Below are 14,061 nucleotides of genomic sequence, written 5' to 3' on the forward strand. Positions count from 1 at the left end.
ATTATGCTACCTTTTGCGAGATCATATTTTTCAACCCTTCTTCCAGCAGGCGCTTTACTTCAGGCCGGCACGATCCGCAACCAGTACCGGCACCAGTAGCAGCGCACAGATCTTTCATATTATCGCAGCCATCGGCCACTTTCCTGTTGATGTTCTCGCTGCCCACATTATTGCAACTGCACACCAGCTTACCTAAAACAGGGTCGGCTTTGCTGCCGCTGCGTAACAGTTGCAACCGCTTTTCGCTTAATTCGGTTTTGTTGGCAATCAGTTCCTTAAACTCCAGGAATTCACTTTTATCGCCAATTAATATGGCTCCCACCAGCCTGTCCTGATGAATGATGCATTTTTTATAATACCGCTTAGCTTTATCAATAAACACCACCTCTTCATATCCCGGTTCATCAGGGCATTCGGGTAAACCGATGCTACACAGATCAAACCCATGTATTTTAATGATATTCATAAACAGGCTGCCCTTATAGTAACTCGCAATATCGCCATTCAGGTAGCCGGCCACCACGGCCGCTTGTTGCTCGGCCGCGGCGGTAATACCGTATAGCGTACCTTCAAATTCGGCAATTTCACCTATCGCGAAAATATCCGGGTCGTTGGTTTGCAAACGCTCGTTCACCACCACGCCGCGTTTACACGTTAACCCGCATTCGCGGGCCAGTTCCAAATTGGGTGTGGTACCTATGGCTATGATCATGGCATCACAATCGATTTTGCGCCCGCTGCGCAGACCAATGCCTGTTAACTTTGACCGACCATAAAATAATTGAACCTCATCGTCATAGTAAATATCGCAGCCCTGATCAACCATTTCTTCGTGCAATAGCTGACTGCCCAGCACATCCAACTGACGGTTTAAAAAGCGCGAGATACGCTGAACGATGGTTACTTTTACCTGCATTTCGCGTAACGATGCCGCCATTTCCAAACCCAATAAACCACCGCCTACAATTACCACATGCCCGTTTTTCTTCAGGTGTTTCTTAAAATTATCGGCATCGGTGCGGCTGCGCATGCTAAATATTCCTGGCAACGATGGCACATTTTTAGGCATAGCGGCACGGCTACCGGTAGCTATGATCAGCACATCGTACGGAGTTTTGATCCCCCGCGAATCAATAACATACTTTGCTTCACGGTCAATTTTTTCAACACTTACACCGCGCAGCAAGTTAATATTATAGGCCGGTTCTTCTGAGTCCTTCATTTTCACCAATTGTTCCCATTGCTGTTCGCCGCTGATGTAATCGGGCAGCATTACCCGATTGTAGAAAGGGAAATTCTCCTTACTAAAAATAGTAATGCGGTCGGCAGGGTTCAGTTCACGGTACGATTTCACAAAACCATATGAACCGGCACCGGCGCCTATAACTACAATGCGTTGGAAAGGCTTTTTATATTTAGCAATATGAACAGCGCAATATTTAAAGTCGGGTTCTTTGGATATCGGGTCAACCGCATTATTGGTGACATTATTAGCCCGGTGTAAATCATTCCCTAATATTTTCCCCCAGTGCATCGGTAAAAAAACCACCCCGGGCTTAATTTGTGTAGTCAGCTTAGCTTTCACACGCACCTCGCCACGGCGCGAGGAAATAACCGCTACATCACCTTCTTTCAATTTTAAGCCGGCAGCGTCATAGGGGTTTATCTCTATAAACGATTCCTTTAAATGCTGGTTCAGCTTATTTACTTTGCCTGTTTTGCTCATGGTATGCCACTGGTCGCGAATACGGCCGGTGGTCAGTACAAACGGGTAATCATTATCTGTCCGCTCACTGAAAAAGGCGTCGGGTACGGCATGGATAATAGCTTTTTGCGATGGTGTATAAAACTTTTTATCTGCAAACAGGCGTTCGGTCCCCGCTGGCTTACTTTTCTTTTTATAAGGCCATTGTACCGACGATCCTTTTAACACATCATAGTCCAGCCCGCTAATATCTATACTGGTTTTAGCGGTTAACCTAACGTGTTCGGCATAAATTTCTTCGCTGTTTTTAAAATCAAATCCCGGATAACCCATTTTACGGGCAAAGCGGCATATGATCTCTGCATCGGGTAAAGCTTCACCCGGGGGTTCAATAATTTTATTCAGGTAACTTATGCGCCTCTCAGAATTGGTCATGGTACCTTCTTTTTCAGCCCAGGCAGCGGCGGGTAAAATAACGTCGGCGTAAGCCAAGGTTTCTGGTTTATTGCTTACTTCCTGCACAACCACAAACCTAGCCTTCTTTAAGGCACGCTCGGCCAGCCGCACATTAGGCAAACTGGTGAGCGGGTTGGTACACATAATCCAGATAGCTTTCAGGCGTCCATCATCCAGCGCCTCGAACATTTCTGTAGCAGTTAAGCCCGGTTCGGGCTTAATATTTTTGCCTCGCCAAAATTTCTGCACTTCTTCGCGGTGCAGCGGATTTTTTAAGTCGCGGTGCGCAGGTAGCAGGTTGGCCAGTCCGCCAACTTCACGACCGCCCATGGCATTGGGCTGCCCGGTCAGTGATAAAGGTCCCGACCCTGGCTTACCCACATGGCCGGTTATTAAATTGAGATTTATAAGACTAAGATTTTTATTTACACCAACCGTGCTTTGATTCAATCCCATGGTCCACATAGTGATGAAACCTTTGGCTTCACCAATGTATTTTGCAGCAAGCTGCATATCGCGTTCGCTTACGCCGCATATTTTTGCCGATTCGGCCAGTGTACGTTTAAAAACCAGCGCACTGTATTGCTCGAAACCTTCCGCATGGTTACGGATAAAGTCGATATCGATATCCCCATTTTCAATTAATAAGCGGCCAATAGCATGGTTCAATGTAATATCCGTTCCCGGGTTAATCTGCAAATGCAGATCGGCCAGGCTACAGGTATCTGTTACCCGCGGGTCTACTACAATAATTTTAATATTAGGATTAGCTGCCTTATGGGCTTCTACCCTGCGCCACAAAATAGGGTGGCACCAGGCCGGGTTTGCGCCGGTGACATAAAAACAATCGGCCAGTTCAATATCATCATAACAAAGGGGCACACTATCCTCGCCCAGGGCCATTTTATAAGCAGCTACCGCGCTGCTCATACACAAACGCGAATTGGTATCGATATTATTACTGCCAATGAACCCCTTCATTAGCTTATTCACTACATAATACTCCTCGGTTAAACATTGCCCCGAAGCATAAAAAGCTACAGAATCTGGCCCATATTTTTCAATAAAGGTTTTAAAAACGGCTACTGTACGGTCAAGCGCATCATCCCAGCTTACCTTTTGCAAAGGCATGCTTTTATTGTAACGCATTTGCGGGTACAGTAGCCGGTCGCTTTTATCGTTAACGGTATAATGCAGATTAATCCCTTTGCTACAAAGCATTCCCTTGTTAACGGGGTAATCTTTATTTCCGGCAACGGTAATTTCCCCGTTCTTTTCCTTATTAACAACCACGCCGCAGCCAACCCCGCAATAACAGCAGGTAGACGTAAGCGATTGAGTGTTCTTTCCGGGTGTTTGCATGCTTATACTTTATTTTAAACGGCGGCGGCAATACTTGATGCGGATTGTTTTTCGTCAGCTGTTTGCTTGCGGAACCGGGTAACAAATACAATTACCGCCACTACAATTACAGCATAACCGATATAGGTAAAGGCCTGTACATAAGTTATGGCAGATGATTTGAACAGGAAGCCAAACAGCATCCCGCCAAGGTTACCGCCTGCGCCTACTATACCACTTACCAGTCCAACATTCTTTTCGTTAACAAACGGTACAATACCGTAAGTTGCCCCATTTGACATTTTAAGGAACAGCGCGAACGACAACATAGAAACAATTGCTACCAATAAGCTGCCCGACTGCGCAAAAAGCAATAGTCCGCAGCCTTCTAAAAGCAGTACGCCGGCCAGTAATAAGCCCTTACCACGCAGGCCATGTTTTTTACCAACCTTATCGGATACGATACCGCCTAATGCACGGGCAAAAATGTTCATGAAGCCAAATATGCCTGCCCAGAAACCGGCCGAACTTTGCGACAAATGAAAGTTATCTACAAAGTGCAGCGACGCTACGTTATCAAAAGTTACTTCCATACCAAAGCACATAGCATAGGCCATGGTTAGCGCCCATATGCGCCAGTCGGCCAATACAGACCAATCTGTTTTGGTCGATTTAGATTTATAGCCTATCTCATCATAATTTCCGTTAGGGGTATCTTTAGTGTATTTATAATACAGCAAAGCAATTATCAGCATCATAGTACCGGGTACTATCATGGCGTAACGCCAAGCCTCAGCCGGTGTATAACCGAAGCCAACTATAGCGGCAAATATCAAAGGCATTACCATATTGGTAACTCCGCCACCCAGGTTGCCCCAGCCACCGGTAACTGCGTTTGCCGTACCTTTAATATTAGGTGCAAACATCATAGAGGTATGAAACTGGGTAATTACAAACGAAGCTCCGATAACCCCAATAGCCAGTCTGAACATTAAAAAGGTAGCGTAACTATGTGCTAATCCTACAAAAAATACAGGTAGCGAGCCGACAAGCAATAACCGTACGGCGGTTTTACGTGGCCCCCAGGTATCACACAGCTTACCGATGATTAACCGGGCAATAATGGTAGAACCGACCGAAGCAATAATGATATTACCAATTTGCGCCTTGGTTAAGTGCAGCTCGGCACGGATAGTAGGCATTAATGGCGCCAGGCCAAACCAGCCGAAGAAGCAGACAAAAAACATTAGCCATGTAATATGGAAGGTTTTCATTTGAATGCCTTTTGCCGAAAATATATTGAGTTTGGTGAGTTGCTTTTCCATGATCTTTCTTTTTTGAGAGTGATTATTTATTTAGAAATTCTGGTGTGATATTAAGTTGCAGATATGCCCATACCGGGTTTAAATGTGCTGTGCCCGGACTGATATTTTTAGCGTACGTCATGCTTTGGGTGGCCGACATATATGATACGCCTAAAGTTGCCAGCGTAACCTTATTAAGCTTATATCCTGTGGTCAGGTCAAACTCAGTGCCGAGGTATTTATCTATGGCATTGCCGGCCGCGTCTTTTTGATCATTCGCCAGCATAAAATAATGATTAGCCAGTTCGGTACTAAACCGTTTATTGGCTGATGTATATTTTATTTTAAGATAAGGGTTGCTTAATCCGCCAGCAGGCGAACCGCTGCCTGCATAGAAGTAATCCATCAGCCCCCAAAACTTATGGGGCGTGCCATATAGCGGGTCGAAACGGTGATTGGTTTTAGATGTTGAAAAAGCATCGTTCCCGGATAGATAATCCCAGCCTATGGTATAACCCAGCGCGCCTGATGTATAAGCTGCTGAAAAGGTAAACATAGATGCATCCAGGCTTAAACCATCCTTGTCATGCCCGCCCTGGTAGTAGTAGCCGCCTGTTAGGGCAAACTGGTTTTTAGCGCCAAACACCGGGTTAATAAGCAAGCCTGTTGTATAACGCAGGTTTATGCCTGGTTGGTTATAGCGGTAACCATATACATAACCAACATCAGTACCGGCAGTATTTTTAACCGAATCGAGTACGTACTTACCAAACTGATCGGTTAGGAACAAGCCAGATACTTTTGTTTTATTAATTTTTTTACTTAAGTATAAGTATTGTAATGCTTTATAATCCTGGTTCAGGCCGTTAGTGCCAGGAGGGTTTAATAATGCCGGACTGCCATTTTTAGCGCTGATCCCTCCACTATTGATCAATGGGATCATCCCGGCGGGGGTATTAACTAAATTACCCTTGCTATCTTTTATAGTAGCAGGTACGTTAGCAGGTGTATAATAGGTGCCATTATAATTTACGGCATCGGTATTTTGATTAAAGGCTGCGCCTAAATCTATTTGCCAGCCTTTTTGTATGGCTTTTAAAACAATGGCATCGTGGCGGCGGCCCTGTTGTGTCCAGTCTAATGAGCCCAGCAACCGTTCATCATCATAAACAATTTCCTGCCGGCCAATTTTGATCGCGAAATAATCGAAAGGTGATTTTTTAAAGGAGGTATCCTTTTTGTTGGAAAGGATAATTTCAGCCCAGGCTTCATGCAACCCTAAGCGGTTGCCATCATTAACAGTTATGGAGGATGCATCCTGTCCCCAAAGCCGAACATCCTGAATAGAAGTTTGAAAAATAAGGTGGCCCGACTTATAGTTGAGCACCAATCGCGTTCGTTGAGAAATAAAGGCAGCATCCTTGTTGCCTAAAGGTTGTAGCGTGCCGTAACCGTCACGCAGTTCGCCCCGTGGCCGTAATTGCCCCGTGAGCGTGAACTGCGCCCTGGCAGAAAATGCAGCCAGGGTTAGGCTGGTTACGAAAAGAACAACCCTGCATTCTTTAAATACATTTTTGTACATTTGGTAAGGTTTTTTAATTTGTTAAAGCAATTGAAAACTGACTAACCCTGCCCGGGAATGCGACCTCCCGGCGGGGCTTTTTTTTAAAATATTCCTTTATTTTTCTTCCATATTTTAATATTTATCGTTTATCGAATAAATAGCGCCATTCATTTTTATAAATATATCCATTTTAATGAAAAAAATGAATAAAAAATAGCACTTCGCTTAATTTTTATGATTAATAATAGATAAAACCTGATTTTTTATTAAAAAATCAATTACAAAAAGCAATAAATACCCATTTATGCCATATTTTCAATCTCAATTTGAATTTATATCATATAAAATTGGCGATTTTTAGAATATACCATAAAATAAATCTCAATTTTTATTATAAAAATCATAAAATATTAAAAAACCAGTAAGTATTTGTTTAATTTCAGCCCTACAAAAAGTACTTTTACCCAATAAGAAATTTATTCGCCGTGAAGGAAGCTAAAAAGGTCAAGAAAAATAGCCCGGTTTGCGATACCGCCACTTGTTTTATGTGCAAGTATTGCATTGAAGAGTGGCATCCTGCTATTTGCGCCAATAAAATAAACATAAAACTCAAAAAAGGGGATATATTGTTTAAGGAAGGCGAGCCTGTTGAAGGCATTTACTTTGTATATAGCGGCAACATTAAAGTATATAAACAGTGGGACAACGATAAAGAACTAATTATCCGTTTTGCTGAAAATGGCGCCATTTTAGGCCATCGTGGCATTGGACCCAACCTGAATTATCCTATATCAGCTGCGGCGCTTGAACCATCGGTGGTTTGTTATATCAGCATGAAGTTTTTTGAAAGCACCTTAAAGGTAAATGGCGAACTGACCTACCAGCTGGTTAATTTTTTTGCCAGCGAACTCCGTAAATCCGAGCGCCGTATGCGTGACCTGGCACATATGCCCGTGAAGGGCCGCGTGGCCGGAGCGTTGATCAAATTGCAAAAGCAATTTGGCACCACTCCTGATGGCTTTATTAATATCGTACTAAGCCGGCAGGACCTGGCATCGTTTGCCGGGGCAACCTACGAAACCGTTTTTAGGGTAATTAACGAAATGGTTCAGGAACAAAACATCAGGCTTTCGGGTAAAAGCATAGCTATTGTTAACCAGGATGCCCTTGCCGCTTTGAGGCAGCAAGGAAAATAAGGCTATATTATCCCAACATATACTTTCCCATCGGCCACCTTTACCGGGTATGTTTTTATTTTATAATCATCGCCGCTTAAACATTCGCCACTTAGTAGCGAGAAGGTTTTTTTATGGAACGGGCAAGCAACTTTAGGCTCGCAAGCCTCACCTGCACTGCCGATCATGCCACGAGACAGGGACATTTGCTGTTTATGCGGACATAAGTTCTGGGTAGCATACCACTCGCCGCGCCTGCTAAAGTTGTATATGGCAATTTGCTCATCGCCATGCTTCATGCAAACACCACCATTTTCGGGTACATCATCCGCATAGCATGCCAGCACCCATTCTATATCTATTAATGTTTCCATATCCGTCTATTTTTATTCTTCCGCACAAGTCGGAAAATATTTTACTATATCCTGTTTTATTTTACTACTCGCTATTAGCTACCATGTTGCCTTTACCTGCTCGCGCATACCCTCGAATTTTACAGTTGGGTCTTTTTCGCCGGGCGCATTTACAAAATGGGTAAAGCGCTTACGCAGGTCGGGATTATTTACCACCTCTTTCCATTCGCAATGGAAACTATCAACCAGCAACTGCATTTCTTCTTCCAGTTGTTCGGCAATACCCAAACTATCATTGATAACTACGTTTTTCAGGTAGCTCATTCCACCTTCCATTTTATTTAACCAGGTTGCGGTACGTGTAAGCGGATCGGCCGTTTTAATGTAAAACATCAGGAAGCGGTCGAGGTATCTGATCAGGGTTTTGCTATCAATATCAGCAGCCAATAGTTGTGCATGCTGTGGTTTTGACCCACCATTACCACAGATATATAAGTTCCAGCCTTTTTCCGTTGCGATAATGCCAAAGTCTTTACTCTGCGCTTCGGCGCACTCGCGGATACAGCCGCTTACCCCGCCTTTTAATTTATGTGGCGACCGTAAGCCCTTATATCTTTCTTCAATTTCGATAGCAAACGATACGCTATCGTGCAACCCAAAACGGCACCAGGTGCTGCCTACACAACTTTTAACTGTGCGCAGTGCTTTACCATAAGCATGACCGCTTTCAAAACCAGCATCAATCAATTCCTCCCATATCAACGGCAAATCACTTACATGCGCGCCAAACAAATCGATACGCTGCCCGCCGGTTATTTTAGTATACAGGCCATATTTTTGCGCCACCTGACCTATTACAATAAGTTTCTCCGGCGTGATCTCACCACCGGGTATCCTTGGCACTACAGAATAAGTACCGCCTTTTTGAATATTGGCCAGATAACGATCATTACTATCCTGTATCGTATCTTGTTTTACTATCAAATCGTTCCACAAGCTGGAAAGGATACTGGCTACCAATGGCTTACAGGTTTCGCAACCATCCCCCTTGCCGAAATGATCAAGAACCAGGTCGTAATTTTTTAGTTTGTTGATTTTCACCAGGTCGTACAATTCCTGGCGCGAGTAATCAAAATGCTCGCATATCACATTTTTAATGTACTGACCGTTTGCCTTCATGGCACCGGCTATAAGGTCTTTAACCATTGGCACGCAGCCACCGCAGCCAGTGCCTGCTTTGGTACATTTTTTCACAGTGTCCAAATCTGCAGCACCGTCATTCACAACGCCGCATATTGCCCCTTTGCTTACCGCCTCGCACGAGCAGATCAGCGCATCATCAGGCAAACTCATTACGCCAGCACCCTCGCTTTGCTCACCACCCCTCGATCCTAAGATCATATCTTCGGGATTTGGCGGCAGGGCAATTTTATTGTTCACTGTTTGCAGCAACATATTATAAGCATCGGCATCGCCAATTAGTATACCACCCAACAGCAGTTTGCCATCATTACTTATATTAATGCGTTTGTAAATCCCTTTATGTGTGTCTTCAAACACAATTGTACGGCAGGCAGGCTCGGCAATAAAGGCATCGCCAAAACTGGCTACATCCACTCCTATCAGCTTTAACTTGGTGCTCATATCAAATCCATGAAAGCCCTTATCGCTACCCGTCAATTGCGCAACAACCACATCGGCCATTTCATAGCCGGGTGCAACCAGCCCGTATATCATGTTATCATATAAAGCACATTCACCTATGGCAAATATGGTATCGTCGCTGGTTTGCATCCGCTCGTTCACCATAATACCCCCACGGGTACCAACCTGCAAACCCGCCAGCTTAGCCAGCTCATCGCGCGGCCGTATACCAGCCGATATTACCAGCATATCAACCGCCAATAAAGTATCATCGCTAAATTGCAGTGCTTCAATTTTATGATCGCCGGCAATACAGGCGGTGCTTTTATTTAAATGGATACTTAAACCAAGTTCACTTAATTTCGATTGCAGCATAGCACTGCCTGCCGCGTCAATTTGCCGGGGCATTAAGCGTGGCGCAAATTCAATTACGTGGGCATCTTTTATACCCAGGTCTATTAAAGCCTTCGCCGCTTCAAGGCCTAAAAGGCCCCCACCCATTACAGCGCCGTTTTTTGCTTTAACAGCATAGGCTTTAATTAGCTCCAGGTCCTCTATGGTACGATAAACAAATACGCCTTCTTTCTCAATACCTTCAATATCGGGCACAAATGCCGACGAACCGGTAGCCAGTACCAGGTAATCGTAACCAAGGGTTATGCCTTTTAAGGAATGGATGGTTTTATTATTGCGGTTAATTTCCTGAATAGGATCGTCAAGATGCAATTGAATATTATGATCAGCATACCACGACCCGGTTGACATAGAAAGGTCATCAGCAGATTTACCCGCAAAATACTCGCTCAGGTGTACACGGTCGTAAGCGCGGCGTGGTTCTTCGCCAAAAACAATGATGTTGAAGGCCGATGTTTTAGATACCAGTTTCTCGCAGAACTTGTATCCTACCATCCCGTTGCCAATAACTATAATGGTTGGTTTTGACATAACAGATCTTTTAAATGTTAAAGCAATTTTTATAATAAATACACTTAATTTGCGACCAAATGCATTTACAGTAACAATTATAACAAATTATCGGAACAAAAAAGCAATAATTACGTGCATTTTTCGGAATTTTTGGCAATTTTTATGATTTTAACAATAATATATTCATATAAAACATGATTTTTGCCAATTTTTTATTAAGAAAATCACTTTTAAACCATAAATTTGAGAGTATTCAATAAACAACGTTTGAATTTTTCAGCAAAAACATTGTTTTATACATTTAAAATACTTTTACACGGTAAAATATGTCCACAAAGTCAGCTATACCTCAATTAATTGTTATGGGTGCAGGCCCGGGCGACCCGGAACTGATTACAGTTAAAGGGCAACGTATATTGCAACAGGCCGATGTGGTGCTTTACGACAACCTGGCTAATAAGGAATTATTAAAACTTACCAAAGATGATTGCGAAAAGATATATGTAGGCAAGCAACCTTATGGCGAGTGCACTACACAGGAAACTATACACGAAATGATTGCTAATTATGCTTTTACTAAAGGCATGGTGGTAAGATTGAAAGGAGGCGACCCGTTCATCTTTGGTCGTGGGTACGAAGAAGTAATTTACGCACGCAGTTTAGGCATACAAACCCAATTTATTCCGGGTATTACCAGTATGCAGGCGGCTGGATTTGAAGATATACCCCTTACCCATCGATCATTAAGCGAGGGGATATGGGTAATTACCGGCACAAAAAAAGATGGCACCCTATCTGCAGACCTGCGACTTGCCATGCAAAGCAATGCTACTGTAGTTATATATATGGGCATGAAACAACTTGGTGTAATTGCAGATACCTATATCAAAGAAGATCGTGGTGATACCCCTGCGGCAATTATTCAGCACGCCTCATTACCGCAACAAAAAATAGCGAAAGGAAAAATAAAGGACATGCCGGGCCGGGCAAAACAGTATGGCTTAACCTATCCCGCTATAATTATTATAGGACAAGTAACAGATATTAACGCGCTAAAGTTATGAAAATACGGATCAAAGGAGACTCATTAAGATACAGGCTAACCCGGTCTGAAGTGATGCACTTTGCACAGGAGGGCTACCTGGAGGATACAACCGATTTTGGCTCTTCGCGGTTAACCTACTCGCTGCAAAAAATAATTGGCGGTAGCTTATCTGCTGCATTTGAAAATAATAACATTACCCTATATATGCCTGGCTGGATGTTGGACGAATGGACAACTACTGAAAGGGTAGGGTTTGACAACAAAGAAGACGGTTTATATTTATTGATTGAGAAGGACTTTATGTGCCTGGATAACGTGGCTGAAGACCAAAGTGATAATTATCCTAATCCATTAGCAATAAGCAATTGATCAACTGATCATCCTTAGGCTTGTAGGGCGATAGGTTATAGTTTATAATTGTAAATTTGAGCTATATCAACCTTTATAATGAGAGCTTTAACAATTGCAGGGATCCTATTCTTATATGTGTTACCAATCCACGCCCAGCATATAGATCGCTTCGCGCTGGTAAACCGGCACAATGTTGTGGTTAATGAGATTGATCCGCTGGCCCCACTATCTGTAGGCAATGGCAATTTTGCCTTTACAGCCGATGTTACCGGAATGCAATCATTCGAAGATTATTACTGGAAAAATGGCATCTCGCTGGAAACTTTATCTACCTGGACCTGGCATTCGTTCCCTAATACAGAAAACCTGAAACTGGCTGACGCCATGAAAGAGATCGATTTTCATGGCCGCAAAATTAGGTATGCCAGCCAGGAAAAAAGCCCAGCCGGTGAATATTTTAGACAGAACCCACACCCCGTACCGTTAGGACAAATAAGCATAGTACAAGGCGATGGCAAACCGCTGGATATGACCGGCATCAGCCATGTTAACCAAAAGCTTGATTTGTGGCAGGGCTTAATTACCAGCAATTACGAGATAAACGGAAAACCTGTATCTGTGCAAACTGTTTGCCACCCAGACCAAAGCACGGTGGCTTTCACCATCAAATCTGAACTGTTAAAAGGTGGTTTGAAAACAGCTTTCCGGTTCCCTTATTCCTACGATTTCAAAATAAAAAACAAACCGCCTTTCGATTGGACTAAACCCGACCGGCACCAAACTACTATTATAGCTAACACACCGAACCGTGTATTATTAAAAAGAAATATAGAAGGCACGATTTACTACGTTACTATAAGCTGGCAGGGTAATGCCTCCTTTAAACAAGACGGCGATCATCGCTTTTTGCTGAGTGCAAATGGGGTTGATAGCTTGCAGATCACCTGCGCTTTCTCGTCCGATATTCCTAAAGCAACCGTGCCAACTTTTACCGCTGTGGAAATGGCCAGCGCTAACGCATGGAAACAGTTTTGGACAAAAGGCGGTGCGGTCGACCTGTCAGGGAGTAAACACCCGCGTGCGAATGAACTGGAGCGCCGCATGGTGTTATCACAATACTTGCTGAAGATAAACTACGCCGGTTCGTTCCCGCCGCAGGAAACGGGTTTGACACATATTAGCTGGTATGGCAAGCATAATTCAGAAGTATACTGGTGGCACGTGGCACAGTTTTACGAATGGGGGCATACCGATTTGCTGGAACGCAGCTTTGCCTGGTACAAAAAGATACTGCCAATTGCGGTAGCCCAAGCCAAAAGCGAAGGCTTTGAAGGTGCCCGCTGGCCAAAAATGACAGGGATTGACGGAAGGCCTAGCCCGGGGAGTATTAACCCTTTTATTATCTGGAACCAGTGCAACCCTATATACCTGGCCGAACTGATATACCGCGCCCATAAGGACAAAACTACGCTTGAGAAATACAGCGGGGTTGTTTTTGAATCGGCCAAGTTCCTTTCATCTTATGCCTTTTGGGATGCCAAAACCGGGCGTTATATACTTGGTCCGCCGATAAAAGGCGTAGCCGAACACAATGCCGAGAACGAAACGCAAAACCCTACGTTTGAATTAACCCAATGGTACTACGGCCTTAAAGTTGCGCAGGATTGGCGCGAAAGGCTGGGTATGCCGCGCGATAAACACTGGGACGATATATTAGCCAAGCTGGCCCGTCCAACTATTAACAACGGCAAATATGTTGAACTGGAAACAGAACCCAATGGCGGTGGTTCGGACATGATCATGGCGTTGGGCTACCTGCCTAAAACCCCTATGATAAATGAGCAGGTAATGACCAAAACTTTCGATGCTATATATGACCGTGGCGGATTGAAAAGTTTCGTCAGCTGGAGCCTTGGCAAAGGCGCCCTTACAGCTGCGCGCTTAAGTGAACCGCAAAAAGCAGTAAATATTTTAGCTAACGATATGTTTGGCGCGAAATTTTTGAAGAATGGTCATGTGCAGCGCGCGAAAGAACCATTGGCCTGCCCGGCATATCTACCCGCAAACAGCGCCTTTATGGCAGCAGCTGGCCTAATGGCTGCAGGTTGGGATGGTGCGCCAAATATCAACGCCCCTGGCTTTCCGCAGGATGGTAACTGGCAGGTAAAGGTTGAAGGGATGAATAGGTTGCCGTAA

Annotated in this window: 9 protein-coding genes; 4 read left to right on the forward strand and 5 right to left on the reverse strand. The window is 44.0% G+C overall.

The window, feature by feature from the left end:
• Position 1: 1 nt before the first annotated feature.
• From IRJ18_RS18545 to IRJ18_RS18555, 3 genes are read right to left on the reverse strand one after another with little or no spacing between them, the layout of a single operon-like run.
• Positions 2-3,523 (reverse strand): nitrate reductase, encoded by a 3,522-nt coding sequence (locus tag IRJ18_RS18545; protein WP_194107779.1) that lies wholly within the window; start codon positions 3,521-3,523, stop codon positions 2-4.
• 14 nt (positions 3,524-3,537) lie between these two features.
• Positions 3,538-4,827 carry an MFS transporter gene (locus IRJ18_RS18550; RefSeq protein ID WP_194107780.1) on the reverse strand — a complete coding sequence of 430 codons (1,290 nt, stop codon included), beginning with the start codon at positions 4,825-4,827 and terminating at the stop codon, positions 3,538-3,540.
• Between the two features lie 22 nt (positions 4,828-4,849).
• Positions 4,850-6,388: an alginate export family protein gene (locus IRJ18_RS18555; RefSeq protein WP_194107781.1), complete on the reverse strand. Its 1,539-nt coding sequence runs from the start codon at positions 6,386-6,388 to the stop codon at positions 4,850-4,852.
• 467 nt (positions 6,389-6,855) lie between these two features.
• Here IRJ18_RS18555 and IRJ18_RS18560 point away from each other — a divergent pair, with 467 nt between their 5' ends.
• Positions 6,856-7,566 (forward strand): Crp/Fnr family transcriptional regulator, encoded by a 711-nt coding sequence (locus IRJ18_RS18560; RefSeq protein ID WP_317174105.1) that lies wholly within the window; start codon positions 6,856-6,858, stop codon positions 7,564-7,566.
• Positions 7,567-7,568: 2 nt separating this feature from the next.
• Here IRJ18_RS18560 and nirD read toward each other — a convergent pair whose 3' ends face one another.
• Positions 7,569-7,919: a nitrite reductase small subunit NirD gene (gene nirD, locus IRJ18_RS18565; protein WP_194107782.1), complete on the reverse strand. Its 351-nt coding sequence runs from the start codon at positions 7,917-7,919 to the stop codon at positions 7,569-7,571.
• A 78-nt stretch (positions 7,920-7,997) separates the two neighbouring features.
• On the reverse strand, positions 7,998-10,487 hold the full coding sequence (nirB, locus tag IRJ18_RS18570; protein ID WP_194107783.1) for a nitrite reductase large subunit NirB: 2,490 nt from the start codon (positions 10,485-10,487) through the stop codon (positions 7,998-8,000).
• Between the two features lie 308 nt (positions 10,488-10,795).
• Here nirB and cobA point away from each other — a divergent pair, with 308 nt between their 5' ends.
• The 3 genes from cobA (at position 10,796) to IRJ18_RS18585 (ending at position 14,061) form a co-directional block, all read left to right on the forward strand.
• Complete coding sequence (gene cobA, locus IRJ18_RS18575) at positions 10,796-11,533, forward strand: uroporphyrinogen-III C-methyltransferase (RefSeq protein ID WP_194107784.1); 738 nt, start codon at positions 10,796-10,798, stop codon at positions 11,531-11,533.
• Complete coding sequence (locus tag IRJ18_RS18580; protein WP_194107785.1) at positions 11,530-11,883, forward strand: DUF7009 family protein; 354 nt, start codon at positions 11,530-11,532, stop codon at positions 11,881-11,883. Before cobA ends, IRJ18_RS18580 begins: the two co-directional genes overlap by 4 nt.
• Positions 11,884-11,961: 78 nt before the next feature.
• Positions 11,962-14,061 carry a hypothetical protein gene (locus IRJ18_RS18585; RefSeq protein ID WP_194107786.1) on the forward strand — a complete coding sequence of 700 codons (2,100 nt, stop codon included), beginning with the start codon at positions 11,962-11,964 and terminating at the stop codon, positions 14,059-14,061.

The organism is Mucilaginibacter boryungensis (assembly GCF_015221995.1).
Taxonomy (GTDB): Bacteria; Bacteroidota; Bacteroidia; order Sphingobacteriales; family Sphingobacteriaceae; genus Mucilaginibacter; species Mucilaginibacter boryungensis.

Bases quoted from the DNA above. Each gene is read 5' to 3' on its own strand.
- IRJ18_RS18555 (WP_194107781.1), bottom strand. From the start codon at position 6,388: ATGTACAAAAATGTATTTAAAGAATGCAGGGTTGTTCTTTTCGTAACC.
- IRJ18_RS18585 (WP_194107786.1), top strand. From the start codon at position 11,962: ATGAGAGCTTTAACAATTGCAGGGATCCTATTCTTATATGTGTTACCA.
- nirD (WP_194107782.1), bottom strand. From the start codon at position 7,919: ATGGAAACATTAATAGATATAGAATGGGTGCTGGCATGCTATGCGGAT.
- cobA (WP_194107784.1), top strand. From the start codon at position 10,796: ATGTCCACAAAGTCAGCTATACCTCAATTAATTGTTATGGGTGCAGGC.
- IRJ18_RS18545 (WP_194107779.1), bottom strand. From the start codon at position 3,523: ATGCAAACACCCGGAAAGAACACTCAATCGCTTACGTCTACCTGCTGT.
- IRJ18_RS18580 (WP_194107785.1), top strand. From the start codon at position 11,530: ATGAAAATACGGATCAAAGGAGACTCATTAAGATACAGGCTAACCCGG.
- nirB (WP_194107783.1), bottom strand. From the start codon at position 10,487: ATGTCAAAACCAACCATTATAGTTATTGGCAACGGGATGGTAGGATAC.
- IRJ18_RS18550 (WP_194107780.1), bottom strand. From the start codon at position 4,827: ATGGAAAAGCAACTCACCAAACTCAATATATTTTCGGCAAAAGGCATT.